This window comes from Bradyrhizobium sp. (assembly GCF_035701725.1).
Lineage (GTDB): Bacteria > Pseudomonadota > Alphaproteobacteria > Rhizobiales > Xanthobacteraceae > Bradyrhizobium.
This window is the reverse complement of sequence record NZ_DASSRP010000068.1, coordinates 19,671-41,480: the sequence shown is the minus strand read 5'-3', so window position 1 is coordinate 41,480 and position 21,810 is coordinate 19,671. Positions and strand designations below refer to the sequence as shown.

Sequence of the window (21,810 nt, the reverse complement as noted above, 5' to 3'; positions counted from 1 at the left end):
TTCGATCTTGGTCAGTTCCTGGTTGAGCAGCTCGCGATTGAGCATCTGCCCGGTGTCGGGATCCTTGAAATCCTGATCCTCGATCCAGGCGTCGGCATAATCGACGTAACGGTCGAACAGGTTCTGGCCGTAATCCGAATAGGATTCCAGATACGCCTTCTGGATTTCGTTGCCGATGAATTCGGCGTAGCGCGGCACCAGCTCGGCCTTGATGAACTCCAGATAGCGCTTCTCGGTTTCCTCAGGCAGTTGCTCGCGGCGGATCGACTGCTCCAGCACATACATCAGGTGCACCGGATCGGCGCCGACTTCGGCGGTATCGTGGTTGAACGTCGACGCCAGCACCTTGAAGGCGAAGCGCGTGGAGACGCCGTCCATGCCCTCGTCGACGCCGGCCGCGTCCTTGTATTCCTGGACACTGCGCGCCTTGGGATCGCTCTCCTTCAGGCTTTCGCCGTCATAGACGCGCATCTTGGCGAACGTCGTCGAATTCTCGTGTTTGCGAAGCCGTGACATCACCGAGAAGCGCGCCAGGGTTTCCAGCGTCGCGGGAGCGCAGGGGGCGGCTGCGAGTTCGGAGCCCGAAATCAGCTTCTCGTAGATCTTCTGCTCTTCGGTGACGCGCAGGCAGTACGGCACCTTGATGACGCAGATGCGGTCGATGAAGGCTTCGTTGTTCTTGTTGCCCTTGAAGCTCTGCCATTCCGCTTCGTTGGAGTGCGCGAGGATGACGCCGGTGAACGGGATCGCGCCGATATTTTCGGTGCCGATATAGTTGCCTTCCTGCGTCGCGGTGAGCAGCGGATGCAGCATCTTGATCGGCGCCTTGAACATCTCGACGAATTCGAGAATACCCTGGTTGGCGCGGTTCAGCCCGCCCGAGTAGCTATACGCATCGGGATCGTTCTGCGCATAGGTCTCGAGCTTGCGGATGTCGACCTTGCCGACCAGCGAGGAGATGTCCTGGTTGTTCTCGTCGCCCGGCTCGGTCTTGGCGACCGCGATCTGGCGCAGGCGCGAAGGCTGGATCTTGGCGACGCGGAAGCGGGAGATGTCGCCGCCGAAAGCTTCCAGCCGCTTGTAGCACCACGGGCTCATCAGCCCGTTGAGACGCCGCCGCGGAATGCCGTACTTCTCTTCGATCATCGGCCCAAGCTGCTCGGGATCGAACAGGCCGAGCGGGGATTCGAAGACGGGCGAGAGTTCGTCGCCGGCCTTGAGCACGTAGATCGGATGGACTTCCATCAAGGACTTCAGCCGTTCGGCGAGCGAGGACTTGCCGCCGCCCACCGGGCCGAGCAGGTAAAGGATCTGCTTGCGCTCTTCGAGACCCTGGGCTGCATGGCGGAAGAAACCAACGATGCGCTCGATCGTTTCTTCCATTCCGTGGAATCCGGCGAACGCCGGATAGACGCGCATGGTCCGGTTCAAAAAAATACGGCCAAGGCGTGGGTCCTTGGCCGTGTCTATCATCTGAGGCTCACCGATCGCCGCTAGTAGTCGTTCGGCCGCGTTTGCATATCGCATCGGGTCGCCTCGACACGATTCTAGGTATTCCGCCATCGACATGTCGGTCTCGCTTCGCGCCTCGAACGATCGGGCGAAAGCGTTGAACAGAGAGTCGTTATACATTGATCCCGCTCCTCATCTGGTTTTCTGCATCGCTGGAACGCGCGTCATAACCACGTCGTCTAACGCTGCTTGTACCGGCCCCTTCGAATCAGTCCCTGCACTATCCTCCATTGGACACGCGACTGACTTGATGGGGCAATGCAATACTTGTGCAAGATGATCCGCTCTCGCCGAAATTAAGTTTATTCTTGCATGATGTAGCTATCCCGCAACATCCGGGCCACTACTGTCGCAGTGTGAATGCCCATTAATCTTTTGTTAAGATATGCTTCCCTGGGCGGCTTTGAAGTGCGTAGAATAGCGTAGAGGCCGGCGTAAGCGGGGCACGAACTGGCGTCGGCGCGGCTTTGGCTTCACAAGCTCGGGATCGACGCGGCGGAGTGACGCGGCGATTGGAACCATCGCGTTAGACGAGAGTCTAAAGCGCGCGTTTGGGCAGTGTGCTTCGCTTCTCGATCATCGGGGCTCGGCATCGCGCGCGCCGCGTCGCCGTCTCCCTCGAACCGACGTCGACTCTCGCGCTCTCGTCCGCCACGCGGCCGACTTGCCGGCAGCGACCTGGCCGCACGGCGCCGGCACGGCCACCGCCGTCGCCTGGCTATTTCTTGGGCCGCCGCTGCGCGCTATTCGGTCAGCCTCGACAACGGCTTTTTCGCAAGCCGAAAGCGGCCCTCGCCGGCCTGCCGCCAGTCCGGCGAATTCGCCTATTCGACCAGTGGATGAGAAAGGCCGCCGCCGGCGGCCCGCCATTTCGGGGTATACTGGCCAAGGTGGAGTGGATTTGACCGACGCTACCCGGTAGTAACGGCCCCATACGGCCGCCCCGTGATTTCAAGGGGGCGGGCCGGCGAGAAGGCGATAACCGGCAAATCATTGCGCAAGGAACGGCCATGACTTCCAGTGCAGACATGTCGACGATTCTCAATCGCATTCTCGACACCGCGGCGGACAATTTGCGGGTCGCCAAGATCTTGATCCAGCTCGGGCTCGATCCCAACAACATCACCTATGACGCGATCTTCAACCGCCTGCTCGATCTGTTTCTTGCCAATATCACCCTTGCCAACCTGTTCGCGCTGATCGGCGCGATCTTCTTTGTCGCCACTCTTCTCACCCAGACCATGGTGCCCCTGCGCGTCGCCAACATGTTCGGCTGCGCCTTCTTTGCCGGCTTCGGCGCCTTGTCCGCCAACATCTCGACCTTCCTGCTCTACTTCCTGATGGTGCCGATCAACGCCTGGCGGCTGCGCCAGATGCTCAACCTCGTGAAGATGGCGCGCAGCGCCACCGAGGGCGACGCCTCGATGGAATGGCTGAAGCCGTTCATGACCGAGCGCAAGTACCGCAAGGGCGACGTGCTGTTCAAAAAGGACGATGCCGCCCACGAGATGTTTCTGACGATGACCGGAAAGTTCCTGGTCAAGGAAATCAACGTCGAGCTGCCGCCGGGACGGCTGATGGGCGAACTCGGCTTCCTGTCGCCCGACAACAAGCGCACCGCGACGGTGACCTGCCTCGAAGACGGCCATGTGCTCACCATCACGTATGAGAAGCTTCTGGAGATCTACTTCCAGAACCCGCAGTTCGGCTATTACTTCCTGGTGCTGACCAGCCAGCGCCTCCTGGAAAACATCGCACGTCTCGAAGGCATCATCGCCCAGAACAAGATCGCGGCCCAAACGGCGGCGAATTGAACGGCGCGCTGGCGCGAACCCTGGAGCAGTCGTGAAAAACCCAGCGATCGCATGGCTTGCCTCCAGCGCGGCATTTTCGGCTGCCTTCGTCGGCTTCATGGTGTTCTGGACGTGGCTCGACGACCGAACCTTGCGATCCGGAAGCGCTATTCTTCGTCTTGGCCTGCTGACAATCAGTGCAGCACTTGTCGTGCAACTCCTGTATGGCGGGCTTGTCTACCTGGTGCTCAGCGGAGCTGGTCTGTGGAAATTCTGGTTGGTTGTTCTCGCCTACCTATTCCCCCTCTTCGTGTTCGGCTGGTTCGCGATTGACACCAGGCGGGAAGCATTTGGCATGATTGCATGGGTCGTCTTCTCCTTTATTGTTGCGTGGGTGTCCTGGTTTTTTGCTCCAGTTCAGACGCGGCGTACGACGGCCTAGCGCAACACTTGCCAGAGCTACAATATAGTTGGGAGGCAACATGAAAGGATGGCGCGCACGGATCGGATTCCTGGTGCCGCCCGGAAATCCGACCGTAGAACCGGAAATGATGCAGCTCGCGCCCGAGGGCGTGTCGCTGCACTTCACACGGATGCAGGCGGAAGGCCCGGCCGGTACCCATAGCGGCCAGGAAGAGCGCAACCGGAGCCAGGTCGAGAGCGTGCCCGGATGCGTCAAATTGCTGGCGATGGTATCGCCGAAAGTCATCGTGATGGCGCACACGGCGACGAGCTACACGCTGGGGCAAAGCGGCGAGGCCGATCTTGTCGCGCGGATGGAAAGCTTGAGCGGCGCGCGCTTCGTCACCGCCTTCGGCAGCGTGCTCGCCGCCTTTTCCCATCTTGGCGTCCGGCGCATTGCCTATGGCACCCCCTATTCCGCCGAGATGACCGCGCGCGGCAGGCAGCATCTGGAGACCTGCGGTCTCACGGTGGTCTCCTCCGGTCATCTTGCCAATGTGCGCAACATCTATGAGGAGACCAGCGAGCGCGCTTATGCGATTGGCCGGCAAGTCGACCACGCCAGCGCTGACGTGATCTTTCTCTCCGGCGTCGGTATGCCGACGCTCGATGCGTTGCAGGCACTGGAAGACGATTGCGGCAAGCCGGTGATCTCGGCGGCTTCCGCCATGATGTGGCACGCCTTGCACGTGGCAGGCGTCCGCGCCGGCATCCAGGGCTATGGCACGCTGCTCGAAGGCAGCTAGTGTCCCGATTCCGAAGTTCGTATCATTTTACGCATCTACACCGCCAGCCGCCGCCTGAATGCGCGCGGATCGCCGGCGTTCGCCGCATCCGATTACCAAAACAGAGCGTTTTGATTCAGATCAAGGTCTTGGCCGCTTGCCGTCCAAGAATTATTAGATGCAATGGAATCCGATCAATTCCGCACCATTCGACCGGGATCTTGAGGTGGCCGTCATCGACCACGACGGCACCCATGCGCTGGTCTTTCCGTGTCGCCGTGTCCTGTACGGCTGGATCAAAGCCCAGACCAGCGAGCCGATCGAAAACCTGCGGCCGACGCACTGGAGAGAGTGGCGCAAAACGACGTAGGTGATCAGGCCGCCATTTGTCCGTCTCGTTCAGACAGCGCTGCCGCCAGTCGACCTTGTGTCGGCGAGTTTCTGAAAAGCGACCCGATCGACGATCTTCAGATGGCGGCGATCGCGGGCGGCGACGATTTTGCTGGATGTCAGTCTATGAAACGCCCGGCTCAGCGCCGCGGGCGTGAGACCCAGATAGGCGGCCATGCTTGAACGACCCATCGGCAGGTGAACCTCGGAAGCCGGCTCGCCTCTTGCGGTCTGAAGACGTTCGAGCATTTCGATAAACATCGCCAGCCTTGTCGTGGCTCGCTTGCGGGCAAGCAGCAGTGCATGGCGTTGGGACTGGCGAAGTTCTTCACAGAGCTTGATGATGAGGTCGACGTCCAGATCGGCATGTTGATCGAGAATCCGGCGTAATGCCGACAAAGGAATTTTGTAGGCCACGACGGCCGTCGCAGCCTTTGCCGAGTTCGTGTAACGGCCCTCCTCTGAAAGGCCGAAAAGATCACCCTGAAAGACAAATGCCGTGACGATCTCCCCGTCGCCGAAAGTCCGGTAGGCCGTTACGACGCCGCCTACAATATTGAACGCCGCCTCGGCAGGATCGCCTTCGCCATAGATCACATCACCCTTCTTGAAGCGTACGATGGACGAAATTTTTGCCAGCAGCGCGCGTTCGTCGTCATTCAATAGCTGGTGACGGGCACTTGGATTGCCGCGGACCCAGGGGTCGACGGCGTAGATCGCTGGTCCGGCAGACATAGCGGGCATGGGTCATGATCCACTTCTCTCGACAGATTTCATATCGGATTGGTCCACCCGAAACTTGATCGTGATCAAATTTCGGTATCCCGGCGCTGTGGTGACGATCCGGCCCAGGCACCATACTGTCGGCACTCAACCAGGATGGCAGTCGATGGCAGATCGACATTCGACCCCGCGCGAAATCGCCGAATTGAACATCGAGCACTACAGCAGGCTTCTGCAGACAACGCCCGAAGGCCCGGCGCGAGCATCAGTCGAAAAGCTTCTTGCCGAGGAAAAGGCCAAGCTGGCGGCGCTCTCCCCGGATCGGCTAAGAAAGTAAGAGGTCGGGGCGCCAAGAAGGTTCAGGCCCCCAGGCCCTCACGTACAGCGGAGAAAGCATGCGGCACCGAGCGGCCGCATGTGACAGAAAATTTGCCGCGTTTCGGGCCTGTGAGTATTTCGGACAGGCGCGCGGCCCAGCTTGCCGCAATATCAAAAATTATCTCTAGTTTATTCTCTGATTCGAAACGGCCTCGCAGCAGGGTTGAACCTGCGGTCAAGCCGGCGCGGCCGCCAGAGCTTCGATTCCGAAGTTCGGAATCGCGATTGACGCAACCGACCTTTGATCCCTCACGGAGGGTAGGATGTATTTTGTAGCTGGAGCGCTCGCTGTGCTGTCCGCGCTGTTCTACGCGGCCGGCAAACACGAAATCGGCGATCTCGGTACCACCATGTGCCAATATGGCAGCACGTTCTGCGAAAGCCCGCATTACGTGCTGGTCGGGGCCATCCTCGCCGGCGTCTGGGCCAAGTTCGTCAGCATACGCTAGCGGCCGGATTTCACGCCGCTGGATTCACCTAGGATAATGCGGGAACCCTTTCGCCACGCGATAGTAGACGTGGGCCTGTAGGCTGAAACGGCCGTCAGTCTCGATCTCCTTTCGACCCCCAAAGCGGCCTCGGTATCGTCGGATACCGGGGCCGCTTCCCTTTCGGGCCTTGGCCCGCAGCGGTATCGCGTCTTGGGCGCTTTTGCCGCCGCTCCTTCGGACCACTGTGGCCATCTTCGCATAAATCGGCATCCACCTAACATTCGTTGGGTTCTCGTTCGCGCCCGCTTGCTAACCTTCCGGCAGGAGCGTTGAGCCAATGCAGGATATGAGAGCACATCTCGAGAAGCTGCGAACGGACGCAGCCGACTGTGCGCTGATCCGGGACCTCGCGACCGACCCGGTGAAGCGCGAACTATTCTCGCGGCTGGCCGCCCACCTCGGCGCCCTCGCCGGCGACATCGAGGCGGTGATGGCGAGCAAAGCCGGCGCCGGAAACGTCGATCGGCCAGGACCTGCGGACGCGCGACCGATGCGGTCCTGACATTTGTTTGGAACGCGCCCGGCCTGCCCTGGTTCTTAATCGCGTGGCGCTGCGGGGCGCCCGACGGTTGAGAGGTCAAAACCGGAGCTTGAGGTGTCCAGCGACGCTATCCGCGCAGCGTTGATCAGGCGGCTGCAGACGTCTTCCGGCATAACGGACGATGACGTCAGCGAAATCCTGGCTTTGCCGGTGACGGTGCGGCAGATCCCGGCGGAAAGCCCGGTGGTGCGCGATGGACAGAAATGCAAAGAATGCTGCCTGGTCGCCGAAGGTTTTTGCGTCCGCTCCAAGACCATCGCGGATGGCAGACGGCAGATTCTCTCGATTCATATCCCCGGGGAAATTCCCGATCTGATGAGCCTGTTCCTGCACGTGATGGATCACGACCTCACGACGCTGACGGCGTGCACGCTCGGCTTTATCAGTCACGAGGCGCTGCGACGGCTGCACCACCGCAAGCCAAATGTCGCCGAAGTCTTCTGGCGCGATACCTTGATCGACGCTGCGATGTTTCGCGAATGGATCGTCAATGTCGGCCAACGCCCCGCGCCGGCGCGCCTCGCCCATGTGCTGGCCGAACTGCGCGCGCGGCTGAATCTGATCGGACGCGTCGACGGCAACACGTTCGACATGCCGCTTACCCAGGAACAGGTCGGCGAAGCGCTGGGCATTACCGCGGTGCACGCCAACCGCGTGATCAGGCAGTTGCGGGACGAGGACGTGGTCGACTTCCACCGCGGGCGTGTCACCGTCCTCAACGAGATGAAATTCGAGGAACTTGCGGACTTCGACGGTCGTTACCTGCATCAGTCGCCAGAAACATGATCGCGTGCCGTGCCGCATTATCATTTTCATATCCAGGAAGACGGTTGCCTCATCCATGATGAGGAAGGGCAAGACTTCGCCGACGCCGCTTCCGCGCGCCGGGAAGCGGTCGCCACCGGCGCCGCGATCGCGCGCGATGCCTTCACGACCGGCAGCGCGGATCACGTCATCATCGACGTTCGCGAGGACGACACACCAGTGGTGAAAGTCTCGATCACGCTGGATGTGGAACAGAAGGTGAGGTAGCGCTGGCGCCTGATCCAGGGTGCATCGCGGCTTCGCAACAGGTATTGCGCACTGACCGAAACAACTTGGGACTGCCTTTCGCAAGGCTAAGCGCCAAGGCGCGATGAGATTTGGCTGGATCGTCATTGCGAGGAGCAAAGCGACGAGGCAATCCAGTGCCTTCCGGATGCGAGGCAAAGCTGAATTGCTTCGCTTCGCTCGCAATGACGGTGAAGCCGGGCCAGATCTCAAATCATCATGCGCTAGTGCACCAGGCCCGGCTCGGGATTGGGCGGTTCGGCCTGTTTCGGCATCTGCGGATCGGGCTCGATCGCGCTCTTTGGCGCGGTCGGCACCAGACGGGCACCTGCCGCGCGCACGGCCTCACCCGTTGTCTTGAAGTAGGCGATATGGGCCGGCTGCGGATGCGGGCGGGCCCAGGGGCCGTGATCGACGATCAACATCGCCAGGATACCGAAAATCGCTATGGCAAGCGCGACGTGAACCGGCTGCACGCGGTGCCACTTCGCCTGATCAAAGACCATTCGAAACACCTCGATTGACGTTTCCCTTGGAATGTCAATTCGTCCGCCGCGGCAAAAGTTCCGGCATCGGTGTTCCCTCAGATCGCGTTGGTCGGGGTCGGGCGATCGGTGATCTGCTGCCCGAACAGGCTTCCGATCAGTTCCACGACGCTGCGCGCGGTGCGCCCGCGCTCGTCGAGGAACGGATTGAGTTCGACGATATCGATCGAATGCACGATGCCGGAATCGTGCAATAGCTCCATGATCAGATGCGCCTCGCGATAGGTAGCGCCGCCCGGCACCGTGGTGCCGACGCCCGGCGCGACGTCGGGATCGAGGAAGTCGACGTCGAAACTCAGATGCAACGCACCGTCCACGGCCTTCACCTTGTCGATGACGCGGCGGATCAGGACGCCGACACCGAACTCGTCGATCTTGCGCATGTCCGCGATGCTGATGCGGCGAAGCTTCACCAGCTCCTTTTCGAGCTTGTCGATCGAGCGGGTGCCGAACAGCTCGAGCCGGCTTGGATCGATCGGCGCGCGCGGCTCGCTGCCGAGCAGGCCCTCGAGCCCCTCCTCGCCGCATAGGAAAGCCGCCGACATGCCATGCATGTTGCCGGTGATGGTGGTTGCCGGCGTGTTGTAATCGGCGTGCGCGTCGAGCCACATCACGAACAGCTCGCGTCCGCTTTCGCGGCAATGGCGCGCCACCCCGTTCACCGAACCCATCGACAGCGAATGGTCGCCGCCAAGAAAGATCGGGAGGGCGCCGGTTCGCGCCAGTTCATAGGCGCGCGCGCTGATGGCGCCGATCCAGCGCTGAATTTCCCGGTAGTGCCTGGCATTGCCCGGCGGAACGTCGCTGAGGGCGGCAACATCCTTTGCCGAAAGATTGCCGTGATCTTCGACCGCAAAGCCGAGGCTGTCGAGCAGCGTGAGAAGGCCGGCGGTACGAAGCGCATCCGGCCCCATCAGCGTTCCCATCTGCGAGGCCCCGATCTCGATCGGTGCACCCAGGATGGCGATTTTCTTCGCTGGCGTGGTACTGGTCATGTGCCGGTCACTCTCTGGTAGTGAATCTGACATTCGCATCCCTCGCAGCTGGCAACATTGCGGAATGGTTTTTGAGCTTAGCCCCGCGCCTTTGATTCTGATATTCCGGTAAATGTACGGAACGGACGGAGCCACCGGTTGCGCCGCTATCTGGCGTGCAAGGCGGCATTCAACAAGCCGCACGACAAATGATCTTTTCGGCTTGATATTTTGGAAGCGAACGCAGAAAAGTACCGGCGGGTGACAATCGTGGGTTGGAAGTCCAACCTCTTGAGGTCCGGGGAATGAGCGAGGAACACCGGGTAGCCGCGCGCCATCGCGTGCTCAAGGGCGCCAAGATCGAGTTTGGCGGCGGTGCCATCGATTGCACGATCAGAAATCTTTCCGACACCGGCGCGGCGCTTGACGTCACAAGCCCGGTCGGCATCCCGACCGAATTCACCCTGGTGGCCGAGGGCTTTCACAAACCGTGCCGGGTGGTCTGGCGCAAGGAAAAACGGATCGGCGTCACGTTCGACAATTCCTGATCGATCGATGGGACGATGCTGGACGGCCCGATAAAGCGCGCGCTGCTGACGATGCGAATCAGCCCATAATGCCGAAAATCGAATTCTAATCGCGCCCGCGCCACCGATGACCGCCAGCCCAAACGATGCCTCTCGCCGAGCCTGGGCGCCGCGCCTTGCGCAGGAAGCGCAGCTTGCGGCGCTGGAGCGCCAACTGGCTTCGTCTGACGAAGGCGAGCGGCGGATCCAGGCCGAGATCGAGCGCGCGGCGCTGCTCGCCGCGCTCGACCGGCGGGCGGAAGCACAGGCCGCCTTCATCGACATCCTGCGCCGGCATCCCACTCACTTCAGTGCGCTCAACGAATTCGGAACGCTGCTCGCGGCGCAAGGCGCGATCGACGCCGCATGCCGCGTCTATGCGGAAGCGATCCTGCATCATCCCGCCAATCCGATGGCGCACGTCAACCTCGGCAATCTCCTGCTCCGCGCCAACCGCCACGCGGAAGCCCGCGCGCATTACGAGGCGGCGCTGACGGCCGACCCCGATCACGCCGCAGCCCATCAGGGCATGGGCGCGGTGCTCTCGGACGAAGGGGACCGCGATGGCGCGCGCCAACATTTCAAAAAGGGTTTCCGCGGCCACGCCGTCTCGACACTGCCCTATCGCGGCGAAGGCCCGCCGATTGCGCTGCTGCAACTTGTCTCCTCGGGAGGCGGCAATATTCCGACCGCACCCTTTCTCGACGACTGCGTGTTCCTGACCACGGTCGTGGTCGCCGATCACCTCGATCCCGCCACGCCGCTGCCGCCACACCGGCTGATCTTCAATGCCATCGGCGATGCCGACCTGTGCCGGCCGGCGCTCGAGGCCGCGATCGGCCTGACCGCACGATCCGGCGCGCCTGTCGTCAACGATCCCCGTGCCGTGATGAAGACCGGACGCATCGACAATGCGGCCCTGCTTGCCGGCCTTCCCGGCGTGAGAACTGCAAGGACGCTTGCCGTCAGCCGGGCGGATCTGGTGCGCGACCAGGCGGCCGGCCTCGCCGTGCATGGCTTCACCTTTCCGCTGCTGTTGCGCTCGCCCGGCTATCATACCGGGCGCAATTTCGTGCTGGTGGAGACGGCGGCGAATCTCTCGGAGGCGATCGCCGGCCTGCCGGGCGAAGAACTTCTCGCCATCGAATATCTCGACGCGCGCGGCGTGGACGGCAATGTGCGCAAATATCGCGTGATGATGATCGGCGGCAAATTGTTTCCGCTGCACCTGGCGATCTCGAAAAACTGGAAGGTGCACTATTTCACGTCCGATATGGCTGATCAGGCCGGCCATCGCAGCGAGGAAATGGCCTTCCTTGAAGACATGGCCGGCGTCCTCGGCGAGAAGGCGTTTGCCGCGCTGCACACCATCGCCGAGGTGCTCGCGCTCGATTATGGCGGGATCGATTTCGGCCTGAACGCGGACGGCGATCTCCTGCTGTTCGAGGCCAACGCCACGATGGTGATTGCGGCGCCCGCCGATAACGATCCGCGCTGGGCCTATCGCCGCAGCGCCATCGCTGCCGCCCTCGAGGCGGTGGTGGCAATGATCAAGGAAAAAGCCGCCCTCGCCGGCCACAGCGCCGGCTAGCCTGTCCCACGCTCCGGATGCTGCAAAGCAAAAATCTGTTGCGCAGCAATAACTTTCGCAAAATTAATTCTCCTGAGGCTTCGGCTGAACTCGCTGTTTGCGCGTTCAATGACCACTTTCCAGTTCAGCGGAGGGATGAGGAAGATGAAACGGGCCTTGATCGTTTTGGCCTGCATCATTGCCGCGACGGGCGGCCTCTATGTCGCCGGCAGCAAATGGGCCATACGACACCAGACACTCGAACTGTTCGACGCGAGGCGGCAGCGACCGGTATCGGTCGATCTTGCGGTGCGGCGCGACGCCGAACGGCGTGCCGATGAAGGCCTGCGCAAATTGCCGGTTGCGATCATCAGCAACGGCAACACGGTCAAGAACACAGAATATTCGTTCCTCGAAAACGTGCTGGCCGCGCGCGGCTATCTCGTCGCCAGCATCCAGCAGGATCTGCCGAGCGATCCGCCGCTGATGACCATTGCCGGCCAGCCTTATGTCGGCCGCCTGGAGGTTTACAAGCGCAGCGAAGCCAACATTCTCTTCGTGCTTGGCGAACTGAAGAAGATGCAGCCCAATGCCGATTACGACCACCTGACGCTGGTCGGCCATTCCAACGGCGGCGATGTCGCGATGTTCTGCGCCAAGGAGCACCCCGAGCTGGTATCCAAGGTGATCACGCTCGATAACCTGCGCGTGCCCTTCGTCCTCAACGACAAGATGAAGATCCTGTCGTTCCGCTCGAGCGACCCGCACTTCAAGACCGATCCCGGCGTATTGCCGACGCCCGAACAGGCCAAGGCGGAAGGCATCGACATCGTCAGGACACCGTTCCAGCACACCTGGATGAGCGACCGCGGCCCGGACGAGGCGCGCGAGAAGATCCAGTCGACGCTTGATCAGTTCCTCGGCGCCGCGGCGGCGAGCGACTTGTCGCCGGTTCCGACCGACAGCCCGGTGATCGCGAAGGTCGGGCCCGGCCCCTATCCGTAGAGACAACGCGGCCGATCGCAGAGCTGCATCACCTCTCCCCAAGACGGGGGAGAGGCGATGATAAATCGGCCAGCAAGTATCGGTTGCCTCACGTCTTATTGGACTGCCAGCGTCCGGAATATTTGAACTCCGGCGCGGCCTTCAATTGATCGGCGGTCGCGTTCATCGAGGCATGCCATTTCTTGTCCTGATCGTTGTAGGTGATCTTCACCGCCTGTGGGCTCACCGCGACGTAGTGTTCGCCGATCCCGAGGAATCCGCCGACTGACACGATATAGGCCTGCGAACGGCCGTTCTGGTTGAGCGCAATATCCTTGATCTGGCCGATGTCCTTGTTGTCGTTGTTATAGATGTCGAGGCCGACCAGCTTTGAACTCAGTTCGTCGCTCTGCGGAATCGAAACGAAGGTGCCGGAACCCGCCGGCGCATTGTCGCTTGCCGTCCCGGTCGTCGCGTTTGCGTTCCTGCCGTTCGCGTTGCCGCCGCTCTTCGCGCCGGTGCTGTCGGTGTAGATGTCGGCGATCTCGCTGAAGGAGTCCGGGCTGATGGCCATCACCACCGGATTGCCGTCGCTGTCGCGCGCGTGCACCATGAAGGAAGTCGGCGCCACGCGAATGTCCTTGTAGCCGGCCTTTTCCAGCACGTTCTTCAGGTTCGCCCGCAGGTGCTGCTGACTGGCGCTGGCATTCGGGTTGTCGCTCTGGGTGACATTGGACTGCGGCTGGTTCGGCTGAGCCGAATTCGGATTCTGGGCCATGGTGGCCTGCGACAGCACCATCAGTGCAGCGCCGGTGAGAAGAAACGTGCGCATGTTGATCTCCTTCTTGGGTTTTTGAAGTTGAACTCCCCGCCGTCGGACCAACCCGGAAGGGACTGCAGCGTTTCATAAATTTTGGATCATCGTTCGCCGGCGGCAGCGGGCGGCACTATGGCGCCACCTTCGACGACAGGTCGAGGGGCAGCGCCGTCGCGCCGGCAGATGAGGACATGATTGCCGTCATGGAACTAGAATCTGCAGCAACGACCGTTTGCTCAAAAATCAGGCCGCCGCACTTTCAATTTACGGGCGAGTTCCAGGCTGTTGTCGCATTTCAAGTGTGTCAGGAATCGTACATACTGATGTCGGTTTTTGAGTCGGGCGTATGCCGTTGAGGAGATCAAGGAAACGAGGAAGCGAACAGAGGGTGCGATGCTGGGCATTCCAAAACCGACACCGACGTGCACGAGCTTTCGGACCACCACCGAAATGAGCTGCATCAAATGCAACGCGCGGATGAAGCTCATCCTGATCGAACCAAAGGACGAACGCTTCAATTTCGTGACCTACCGTTGCAACGGATGCTCGGCGGATGAGAGCTTTCTGAAAACGGTCTGATCGCTTTTCGAGCGCGAGTGAGACAAGCCAGTTAAACGGCTTGCAGCCTTCGAGAACTTAAGGGATCTCTTGCGCTAAAATTTCGGCTTCATCGTATCCTTGGCAGCCGACATCACCTCGCCCGTGATTTGCCGCATATGCTCGCCGGCATTGGTGAACTGACTGCGCAAGAACTCCGACTGGATATGCAGGGCTTCCTGGAGGTCGGTGGCATGCACGAGCTTGCGTGCATGTTCGAATGCGGCCCTCATATTCTGCTCGGTAAACGACAGCGCCTGCTTGGATATTTCCGTTCCCGGGTTTGGGATCGCCGCGACCGACTTGTTGGCAGCCTCGAAAAACATGCCGAACGCCCGCTCGGCCTGATCGATGGTTTTTTCGGCCAGATCACGCAGCTCGGCCGGCACTTCCAGTTTCGGTTCGGACATCGGCAGCATCCTTTGTCTAGATAGGCCTTAGCGGCTGGGCTTAGCACAAGTGGCCCGCCGAAGCGACCGGCGGATTCTTGCCCCCTTCTTCGGGTTGGTGGCATCGGTCGCAGCGCACAAAGCGCCATCGAAGCGGAGAGCATCGGCTGCCATCAACTCTGCGAAAAGCCCGCCATCCTGATCGGGCAAACGCCGTGCCCGCGCCGCTGGTTCGAAGGCTAAACCTCTGCGCGAAGAGGCCGCTGCAACGCGGCCTGTCCTCACAAAATCCAATTACGTGAAATTCAGCAGGAGCCTTGGAGCAACTCTCGAGGAGCGAGTGGTGCGAGGCGTGCGGCGAAACGCGACATGGCCGCTCGTCAACGCGGCGTGAAGCGCCCGTTGATGCCACCCGGAAGCGGCGCGGGGTCGGTCGCGAGTTGTTCGACCAATGCAAGCACCTCTGAACGCTGCGACGGCGAAAGCTTGATAAAAGCCTTCCAGAGCCGCAAACCCTGCACGGTCTCGCTTGAAGGAAAGCCGAGCGTGGCACTGACTTCCGAAGCAGATGTGCGATTTTTCATCCCGTGCCTTCTCGCAAGCATTCGATGCGCGCAACAAAACGAACCGAAGCGCGTCGTGAAAAGTATGCCAAGGAAGATCAGCGCGAGCAAGTTATGTCGTCAATCGCGCGCAAAGGAACTTTCGCAGAGGTAGAATTTACCGCCTGATACGCGCTCGTTCTCTTCGGATGAACGCGATGTGTAAGGATCGGAAAATTGTATCCGTCGATCAAATGACCTGGACCCAAAATAGACTCTCGAACTGGACCTACTGATAGCCAACTGTTGCGCGTCCGAAACAGGATTCGACCGCAAGTTGTTTCCGGTTGTGTCGCTTTGTTGTCACTACTTTCGCTCGGTTCACAAAAATGCCGGCCATCGCAGCGGCGCCGCGCGGCAATGTGCAGCGCCTGATTGACGCGCCTTGCGACCGATCGCGACGAAAAAACTCACTTTTAAGTGACCCTGTCGAGGCGGTCCGCAGCAAAGCTCGGCCGAAATAAACCTCCTCAGCCGCTGTTCCCACCTCATGGTCGAAAGTCCGCGTGGCCTCCTCCTGCGAGAAGCCATGATGCCGACTTCTAAACCGCCACACTGGTCCGGAAACGATACGGAAATTCCTGATGCACAAACCCGCTTTGCTCTCGCTCGCGACCGCGATCCCGCCGCATTGTTTCAAGCAGAAGGACGTGCTCGACGCGGCCTGGGACGTCTTCGGCAGCCGCTTTCCCGACTATGACCGCTTCGCCAGCATTTTCGCCAATACCGGAATCGTCAAACGCTATGGCGTCAAGCCGTTCGATTGGTATCTGGCGCAACGCGGCTGGCCCGAACGCACGGCCGCCTATCTTGAAGGCGCGGAAAGCCTGTTCGTCGAGGCTGCGAGCAAGGCCTTGCGCGATGCCGCGCTTGCCGCGGCCGACATCGACACCATCGTCACGGTGTCCTCGACCGGCATCGCAACCCCGAGCCTGGAGGCGCGCGTTGCACGGCGCCTCGGCTTCCGCTCCGATGTCTCGCGCGTGCCGGTGTTCGGGCTCGGTTGCGCCGGCGGCGTCTCGGGCCTGTCGATCGCATCGCGCCTCGCGCAGGCGCGGCCCGGCAGCAACGTGCTGATGGTCGCGGTCGAACTCTGCTCGCTGGCGCTGCGGCTGGACGAACTGACCAAGGCCAACATCGTTGCCACCAGCCTGTTCGCCGACGGCGCCGCCGCGCTCGTGGTGCGCGCAGGCGATGGCGGCCAGACACAGATCGAGGCAACCGGCGAACATTTGTGGCCGAACACGCTCGACGTGATGGGATGGAGCGTCGACCCGCTCGGCTTTGGCGTGATTCTTCGCCGCACCGTGCCCGAATTCGTCGCCACCGAGCTCAAGCCGGCTCTCACTCAAATACTTGCGCGCATGGATCTCGGGGTTGCCGATATCGACAAGTTCATCTGCCACCCCGGTGGCGCCAAGGTGATCGAGGCGATCGAAGGCGCCATGTCGCTCGATCAGGGCACGCTGGAGCACGAACGTGGCGTGATCGCCGACTACGGCAACATGTCCGCGCCGACCGTGCTCTTTATCCTTGAGCGCACCATGGCGCGAGGATTGCCGCAGCGCTCGCTCGTCACCGCGCTTGGTCCCGGCTTCACCGCCAGTTGCGTCTCGCTGCGGCACGCGGCGTGACGGCGGCGGAGATCATCCTTGCGCTCGTGACGCTCCAGCGTGGTCTCGAGCTGGTGCTGGCCCGGCGCAACACAAGAGCGCTGCTCGCCCGCGGCGCGGTCGAGATCGCACCCGCTCATTATCCGCTGCTCGTGGTGCTGCACGCCGCCTGGCTGATCGCGCTCTGGACCTTTGGGCACGACCAGCCTGTCGAGACAATCGCGCTTGCCTTATATCTTGTGCTTCAGGCGCTGCGCGTCTGGGTGATGGCCACCCTGGGCCGGCGCTGGACCACGCGCATCATCGTGGTGCCGAATGCGCCGCTCGTCACCTCGGGCCCCTACCGCTATCTTCGCCATCCCAATTACGCCGTCGTCGCCGGTGAGATCGCCCTGCTACCATTGACGCTGCACCTGCCAGGAATCGCCGTGCTGTTCTCGGTCCTCAACGCAGCCGTTCTGTTGATTCGCATTCGCGCCGAAGATCGCGGCCTTGCGCCATCGCGCGGCGCGCGCGAGCAAGGCGCGCCATGAGCCTCGCCCTCGACGCGTCGGCAAAACCGCAGGCAAGCCTGGCGACCTGGGCGGGCTTCCTCCTGATGTGCCTTGGCATGTTCATGGCAATCCTCGACATCCAGGTGGTCGCAACCTCGCTGCCGGCGATCCAGGCGGCGCTCGACATCTCGCGCGATGCGATGAGCTGGGTGCAGACGGCCTATCTGATCGCCGAGATCACCGCGATCCCGTTGACCGGCTGGCTGACCCGCACGCTGTCGCTGCGCTGGATGTTCGTCGCGGCGATCGCGCTGTTTACGCTGGCCTCGATCGGCTGCGCGGCGAGCGGGAGTTTCGCGACCCTGATCGTTTGCCGCATCTGCCAGGGTTTTGCCGGCGGCGCCCTGATCCCCGCGGTGTTCTCCGCCGTGTTCCTGTTGTTTCCGCTTCGCCAGCACCCGGCGGCCACCACGCTCGGTGGGATCGTCGCGGTGCTGGCTCCCACCGTCGGGCCGATCGTCGGCGGCTGGATCACCGAAACCTGGTCGTGGCATTGGCTGTTCCTGATCAATGTTCTGCCGGGCGTACTCGCCGCCACCCTCACGCCGCTATTGTTGCCGCAGGACGAGCCGGATTTCGGCGAGCTCAAGCGCCTCGATATCATCTCGCTTGTCCTGATGGCAGCGGCGCTTGCCGCGCTCGAACTCGCCCTCAAGCAGGCGCCGCTCGACGGCTGGCTCGCGCCGCGGCCGATGCTGCTGTTTGCCTGCGCGCTCGCCGGCGGCGTGATCTTTGCCAAACGAACCGTCAACGCCGCGCATCCCGTCGTCGAGCTGACCACGCTCGCGGCGCGCCCCTTCGCGGTCGGCTGTGCGCTGAGCTTCTGCCTCGGCGCCGGTCTGTTCGGCTCGGTCTATCTGATGCCGGTCTTTCTCGCCTATGTCCGCCGCCACGATGCGTTCGAGATCGGCAGCATCATGCTGGTGACCGGCATAGCGCAACTCGTCAGCGCGCCGATTGCCGGCTATCTCGAAAGCCGGATCGATCCGCGCAAATTGTCCGCCTTCGGCTTTGCGCTGTTTGCGATCGGCCTCGGCTTGAGCGCGTTCCAGAGCCGGCTTGCCGATTTCGACGAAATGTTATGGCCGCAAGCCGTGCGCGGCATCGCCATCATGTTCTGCCTGTTGCCGCCGACACAGCTCGCGCTCGGCGCGCTCACCCCGCCGCAGGTGCCGGATGCGAGCGGACTGTTCAACCTGACGCGCAATCTCGGCGGCGCCATCGGGATCGCGGCGATCGACACCCTGCTTTACGGCCGCACTGTCGGCCATGGCGAGGCCTTGCGCGATCGCCTGCTCGCCGGAGATGTCAGCGCGGCACAGGCCATCGGCCTCGACGTGCAGCTTTTCCTGCATCCGCCGGCCGACGCGACGCAGGCGACGGTCGAGGCCTATGTGCGCCCGATGGTGGAACGCGCGGCCTTCGCGATGTCGGTGAATGAGGCCTGGGCGCTACTCGCCGCGGTCGCGGTCGCCGGGCTCGCGCTGGTGTGGTTTGTGGGTAAACCTGCCACGGTGCGCCGTCCCGAGACCGGGCCGGCGCCTTCTCGTCTCAATCTTTGAAATTGCCTACTTCGCGAACGCCGGAAACTCCGGCAGCTTTCCGATATCGCGCGCATCGTGCTGGATGATGATCGTGCCTTTGAGATTGGCCAAAATCTTCTTCATGCGTTCGATCGAGGCGACGGTCTGGGCGCGATCGTAGTTGAAGGCCGGCACGCCGTCTGAATCGTAATTCTCGCGAAAGTGCACCGCATCGCCACTGAGAATGACCGGCCCCATCTGCTCGAGCTTGACCAGGAGGCTGGAATGGCCCGGCGTATGGCCGGGCGTGCGCAGCACGATCACGCTGCCGTCGCCGAACACGTCCTTGTCGAGCCCGAGCGGCAGCGGCTCGACCTTGCTGTCGCCCTTGATCCAGCTCTCGAACGGCTTGTAGTTGACGCCTTCGGCGGGCTTCGGGGCCGAGATCGCATCCCATTCGCGCGTGCCGATCAGAAGTGTCGCCTTCGGAAACGAGGAAATCTGCCCGGTGTGATCGGCGTGGTAATGGCTGATGCCGACATACTTGATCTGCTGCGGCGTGACATTGATCTTGGCGAGCTGATCGACCAGGCTCACCTTCGGCGCGACGTTGGGCATGGTCATGGCGTGGCCGGTATCCCACAGCATGTACTCGTCGCCATGCTTGATCACGTAGCAACTATAGACGAACTGAAGCTTGAGACCCGGGAAGGCGTAGGTATCCGAGAAGCGCTGATTGACGTCGATCGGCGCCTGCGGCGTGCCGCAGTCGGGAATGCGCGCCAGCGAGACGTCGGCCGCAAGCGTCGGCGCCGCAAAACCGGCAACGAGACCGGCGAGAACGATCGCGCCTGTCGCCAGATGGGTCAGTATTCTCATCTTTGTTCCTCCCGTTGATCGCCTCCAGATGCCGCGCAGGATACATGCAAGTGAAGGGCCGGGAAATCTCCGCCCCCTCACCCTTGGCAAAGGTTGCCTTTCGCCTCCGGTCCTCTGTTCAACATTGCGCCTATGGAATTATTCCGCCGCTTGGAGCGGATAGAGCCGACATACGCGACCGGCACCGTGGGTATTGCGGGCGTAACTGAAACGCCGCCGATAGCGGTGTGAAGCGAAACGGCAAAGAGGCTGATCGAACTCCCTTTCGCTCGATGTGCGACAGTAATGTGAACCCTCGTTGATCGACGATCGTGGCACTTCGCCGCTACATATTCCTGTTCGTCGATGGGCCGCTTCATCATCACGTCACCGATCTGTTGAAGACGGGTGTTAGCTGCCGAGACCGTCGCGGAATTCTCCGCGAGCAAGCCCAAGGTCGATTTCCATGAAGATAAATTTTGGCGCGGTCAGCACGCTCGCGCTGCTGCTCGCTGCGACTTCCGCGCAGGCGGACCCAGCGATCAGCTATGTCCCCAACAGCCTGAAGCAGTCCATTATCGATCGCGGACCGTGGACGCTCCATGAGTCCGGTGACAATTTCAGCCATGATGCGTCCGGGATCGTGCCATCGAAGGGCGCCACGCCGCCCTTCACCGCCTTTGGCACGCCCTACAAGAATTATTGCAACGCAACGGGAGAGATTCAGGTCAACCACACCAGGAGCCTGATGCAGCCCTTCTACTTCCCCCTGGTGCGGCAGCGCGGTGACGTTTTGGAGGGTTTCTTCGACTATCGCCCGCGCAATGAGGAGGAAGCGACCGTTTCGGCGTTTTCGACCGACTGGGGCGTGCACTGGACTTTCACCGGCAAAGCGCTCGCGCTGAACCCGTTCTGCCCGGCCGACCCGACCGATCCGGACAACAACAACGTGATCGTCAATGGCAAGGTGACGGCCTACGGCTCGGACGCCAACAGCGCCACAGACAACGGCCTTGGCCACTCCTTCATCCTCAGCGCGAAGGGCAAGAAGTTCATCTATCACCTCAACCGCGCCAACAACCACATCGATTCCGACCAGCTCGTGGTGCACCGGCTTGCCCGCGACTCCGACGAACCGCTGTTCGGGCTTCCCGAGTTCGGCTTCGTCAGCCCGCTTTCGGGCGGCGGATACCCGACCCTGGAGCCGACCGCGATGGCGACCAAGGGTCTGATCGATCCGGACGCAATTCTCGGCGCGGTGCATACACATGAGGACAAGACCGCCATCGTCTATGTCTCCAAGAGCCTGAGCTCGGCGCCCCCGGCCACGAGCTGCCCAAGCACGCCGGCCTTTGCGCTGACCAATCTCGTCAATGGCAAGCCGCGCAAGCCCAACACTGACGTCATCACCATCCGCGTCGCCACCACCATCGACGGCATCAACTTCACCGACGTGGGTTCGGCGGCCGGCTTGCAGGATCCGACGACGGTTGCGCTCAACGGCATCCGCTGGCTCGGCAGCGGCAGCATCCTGCGCCTTTCCGACGGCCGCTACGGCTTGTTCTTCGGCGCCGGAAGCTGCCTCGACAACGACTCCGACGGCTTCCACTTCATCGGCTATGCCGAAACCACCGCGCCGGTCCGAAACCCGAGCGACCTTCTTAGCTGGCACGTGGTGAAGGGATTCGACAATCCGATCCTCGCCACTGACACGGTGGTCGATCCCAACTCGCATCAATCCTATCCGGCGAACCCGCCGCTGGTGAACGTCCACGGCGCGGATGCTCTGAGCAGCACGCAGGTGGCTCCGTTCGTGCCGCCAGCGCCACCCGCGCCTTTCGTCATCCCTGCGGGCGGTTACAACTCCAACTTCTTCAGTGGCCGATCTTACGATCCGCAGGCCGTCTACACCGACGAGCGAACCGTGACGATCGTGTTTGCGGGTTACAACACGCCGCAGCCGAGCAACAATCTCGGCGACTATCGCACGATCGGCCGCTTCCAGCTCCACTTCCCGGCCGGCTACTTCTCGCCGCCCGGTTTTGATTTCGATCTGCCCGGTTTCGATCGGGATGACGATCGGCAATAAAATGAGTGGCTAATACTCGTGAAGACAGACCCGGCGAGAAACACTTCGCGCCGGGTCTGATGCA

At 61.7% G+C, this 21,810-nt stretch carries 25 protein-coding genes; 17 read left to right on the top strand and 8 right to left on the bottom strand.

Annotated elements, in window-relative coordinates:
• A partial coding sequence (locus tag VFL62_RS03545; RefSeq protein WP_325170999.1) for a PrkA family serine protein kinase occupies nt 1-1,632 on the bottom strand: 1,632 nt, incomplete at its 3' end.
• A gap of 890 nt (nt 1,633-2,522) precedes the next feature.
• Here VFL62_RS03545 and VFL62_RS03540 point away from each other — a divergent pair.
• The 4 genes from VFL62_RS03540 (at nt 2,523) to VFL62_RS03525 (ending at nt 4,862) form a co-directional block, all read left to right on the top strand.
• Nucleotides 2,523-3,326 (top strand): cyclic nucleotide-binding domain-containing protein, encoded by an 804-nt coding sequence (locus VFL62_RS03540; RefSeq protein ID WP_325170998.1) that lies wholly within the window; start codon nt 2,523-2,525, stop codon nt 3,324-3,326.
• Nucleotides 3,327-3,357: 31 nt separating this feature from the next.
• The gene (locus VFL62_RS03535; protein ID WP_325170997.1) at nt 3,358-3,747 is read left to right on the top strand and encodes a hypothetical protein; all 390 of its coding nucleotides are present in this window, start codon (nt 3,358-3,360) and stop codon (nt 3,745-3,747) included.
• 40 nt (nt 3,748-3,787) lie between these two features.
• The gene (locus VFL62_RS03530; RefSeq protein ID WP_325170996.1) at nt 3,788-4,513 is read left to right on the top strand and encodes a hypothetical protein; all 726 of its coding nucleotides are present in this window, start codon (nt 3,788-3,790) and stop codon (nt 4,511-4,513) included.
• Nucleotides 4,514-4,670: 157 nt separating this feature from the next.
• Nucleotides 4,671-4,862, top strand: coding sequence for a hypothetical protein (locus VFL62_RS03525; protein ID WP_325170995.1), 192 nt, complete (start codon nt 4,671-4,673; stop codon nt 4,860-4,862).
• Between the two features lie 29 nt (nt 4,863-4,891).
• On the opposite strand, the gene VFL62_RS03520 is transcribed toward VFL62_RS03525, so the two are convergent.
• The gene (locus tag VFL62_RS03520) at nt 4,892-5,545 is read right to left on the bottom strand and encodes a Crp/Fnr family transcriptional regulator (protein ID WP_325170994.1); all 654 of its coding nucleotides are present in this window, start codon (nt 5,543-5,545) and stop codon (nt 4,892-4,894) included.
• A 226-nt stretch (nt 5,546-5,771) separates the two neighbouring features.
• On the opposite strand from VFL62_RS03520, the gene VFL62_RS03515 reads away from it, so the two are divergent.
• The 5 genes from VFL62_RS03515 to VFL62_RS03495 all read left to right on the top strand — a co-directional run bounded on the left by VFL62_RS03515 (nt 5,772) and on the right by VFL62_RS03495 (nt 8,047).
• Nucleotides 5,772-5,942: a hypothetical protein gene (locus VFL62_RS03515; protein WP_325170993.1), complete on the top strand. Its 171-nt coding sequence runs from the start codon at nt 5,772-5,774 to the stop codon at nt 5,940-5,942.
• 304 nt (nt 5,943-6,246) lie between these two features.
• Nucleotides 6,247-6,432, top strand: coding sequence for a hypothetical protein (locus VFL62_RS03510; protein WP_325170992.1), 186 nt, complete (start codon nt 6,247-6,249; stop codon nt 6,430-6,432).
• 319 nt (nt 6,433-6,751) lie between these two features.
• Complete coding sequence (locus VFL62_RS03505) at nt 6,752-6,976, top strand: hypothetical protein (RefSeq protein ID WP_325170991.1); 225 nt, start codon at nt 6,752-6,754, stop codon at nt 6,974-6,976.
• Nucleotides 6,977-7,069: 93 nt separating this feature from the next.
• A complete protein-coding gene (locus VFL62_RS03500) occupies nt 7,070-7,801 on the top strand; it encodes a Crp/Fnr family transcriptional regulator (RefSeq protein WP_325170990.1) in 732 nt (243 codons plus the stop codon).
• A 9-nt stretch (nt 7,802-7,810) separates the two neighbouring features.
• On the top strand, nt 7,811-8,047 hold the full coding sequence (locus VFL62_RS03495; protein ID WP_325170989.1) for a DUF6894 family protein: 237 nt from the start codon (nt 7,811-7,813) through the stop codon (nt 8,045-8,047).
• A 242-nt stretch (nt 8,048-8,289) separates the two neighbouring features.
• Here VFL62_RS03495 and VFL62_RS03490 read toward each other — a convergent pair whose 3' ends face one another.
• Entirely contained in the window at nt 8,290-8,571 is a 282-nt protein-coding gene (locus VFL62_RS03490; RefSeq protein ID WP_325170988.1) for a hypothetical protein, read from the bottom strand.
• A 77-nt stretch (nt 8,572-8,648) separates the two neighbouring features.
• On the bottom strand, nt 8,649-9,605 hold the full coding sequence (gene rocF / locus VFL62_RS03485) for an arginase (RefSeq protein ID WP_325170987.1): 957 nt from the start codon (nt 9,603-9,605) through the stop codon (nt 8,649-8,651).
• A gap of 284 nt (nt 9,606-9,889) precedes the next feature.
• On the opposite strand from rocF, the gene VFL62_RS03480 reads away from it, so the two are divergent.
• The 3 genes from VFL62_RS03480 to VFL62_RS03470 all read left to right on the top strand — a co-directional run bounded on the left by VFL62_RS03480 (nt 9,890) and on the right by VFL62_RS03470 (nt 12,725).
• Nucleotides 9,890-10,132: a PilZ domain-containing protein gene (locus VFL62_RS03480; RefSeq protein WP_325170986.1), complete on the top strand. Its 243-nt coding sequence runs from the start codon at nt 9,890-9,892 to the stop codon at nt 10,130-10,132.
• Between the two features lie 106 nt (nt 10,133-10,238).
• On the top strand, nt 10,239-11,741 hold the full coding sequence (locus VFL62_RS03475) for a tetratricopeptide repeat protein (protein WP_325170985.1): 1,503 nt from the start codon (nt 10,239-10,241) through the stop codon (nt 11,739-11,741).
• A gap of 144 nt (nt 11,742-11,885) precedes the next feature.
• Entirely contained in the window at nt 11,886-12,725 is an 840-nt protein-coding gene (locus VFL62_RS03470; protein WP_325170984.1) for an alpha/beta hydrolase, read from the top strand.
• 88 nt (nt 12,726-12,813) lie between these two features.
• Here VFL62_RS03470 and VFL62_RS03465 read toward each other — a convergent pair whose 3' ends face one another.
• Nucleotides 12,814-13,536 (bottom strand): PRC-barrel domain-containing protein, encoded by a 723-nt coding sequence (locus VFL62_RS03465; RefSeq protein ID WP_325170983.1) that lies wholly within the window; start codon nt 13,534-13,536, stop codon nt 12,814-12,816.
• Nucleotides 13,537-13,971: 435 nt separating this feature from the next.
• Between VFL62_RS03465 and VFL62_RS03460 the strand changes: the two genes are divergently transcribed.
• Nucleotides 13,972-14,100: a hypothetical protein gene (locus tag VFL62_RS03460; protein WP_325170982.1), complete on the top strand. Its 129-nt coding sequence runs from the start codon at nt 13,972-13,974 to the stop codon at nt 14,098-14,100.
• A 74-nt stretch (nt 14,101-14,174) separates the two neighbouring features.
• Here the strand turns inward: VFL62_RS03460 and VFL62_RS03455 are convergent, their stop codons facing one another.
• Nucleotides 14,175-14,528: a phasin gene (locus tag VFL62_RS03455; protein WP_325170981.1), complete on the bottom strand. Its 354-nt coding sequence runs from the start codon at nt 14,526-14,528 to the stop codon at nt 14,175-14,177.
• A gap of 359 nt (nt 14,529-14,887) precedes the next feature.
• Entirely contained in the window at nt 14,888-15,181 is a 294-nt protein-coding gene (locus VFL62_RS03450; RefSeq protein WP_325170980.1) for a hypothetical protein, read from the bottom strand.
• Nucleotides 15,182-15,693: 512 nt separating this feature from the next.
• Here VFL62_RS03450 and VFL62_RS03445 point away from each other — a divergent pair.
• From VFL62_RS03445 to VFL62_RS03435, 3 genes are read left to right on the top strand one after another with little or no spacing between them, the layout of a single operon-like run.
• A complete protein-coding gene (locus VFL62_RS03445) occupies nt 15,694-16,743 on the top strand; it encodes a type III polyketide synthase (RefSeq protein WP_325170979.1) in 1,050 nt (349 codons plus the stop codon).
• Nucleotides 16,740-17,255 carry an isoprenylcysteine carboxyl methyltransferase family protein gene (locus VFL62_RS03440; protein WP_325170978.1) on the top strand — a complete coding sequence of 172 codons (516 nt, stop codon included), beginning with the start codon at nt 16,740-16,742 and terminating at the stop codon, nt 17,253-17,255. The genes VFL62_RS03445 and VFL62_RS03440 overlap by 4 nt, the downstream gene beginning before the upstream one ends.
• Complete coding sequence (locus tag VFL62_RS03435; protein ID WP_325170977.1) at nt 17,252-18,838, top strand: DHA2 family efflux MFS transporter permease subunit; 1,587 nt, start codon at nt 17,252-17,254, stop codon at nt 18,836-18,838. Before VFL62_RS03440 ends, VFL62_RS03435 begins: the two co-directional genes overlap by 4 nt.
• A gap of 6 nt (nt 18,839-18,844) precedes the next feature.
• Here the strand turns inward: VFL62_RS03435 and VFL62_RS03430 are convergent, their stop codons facing one another.
• Nucleotides 18,845-19,678, bottom strand: a complete 834-nt coding sequence (locus VFL62_RS03430; protein WP_325170976.1) for an N-acyl homoserine lactonase family protein — start codon at nt 19,676-19,678, stop codon at nt 18,845-18,847.
• Nucleotides 19,679-20,123: 445 nt separating this feature from the next.
• Between VFL62_RS03430 and VFL62_RS03425 the strand changes: the two genes are divergently transcribed.
• Nucleotides 20,124-21,746 (top strand): hypothetical protein, encoded by a 1,623-nt coding sequence (locus VFL62_RS03425; RefSeq protein WP_325170975.1) that lies wholly within the window; start codon nt 20,124-20,126, stop codon nt 21,744-21,746.
• Nucleotides 21,747-21,810 lie beyond the last annotated feature (64 nt).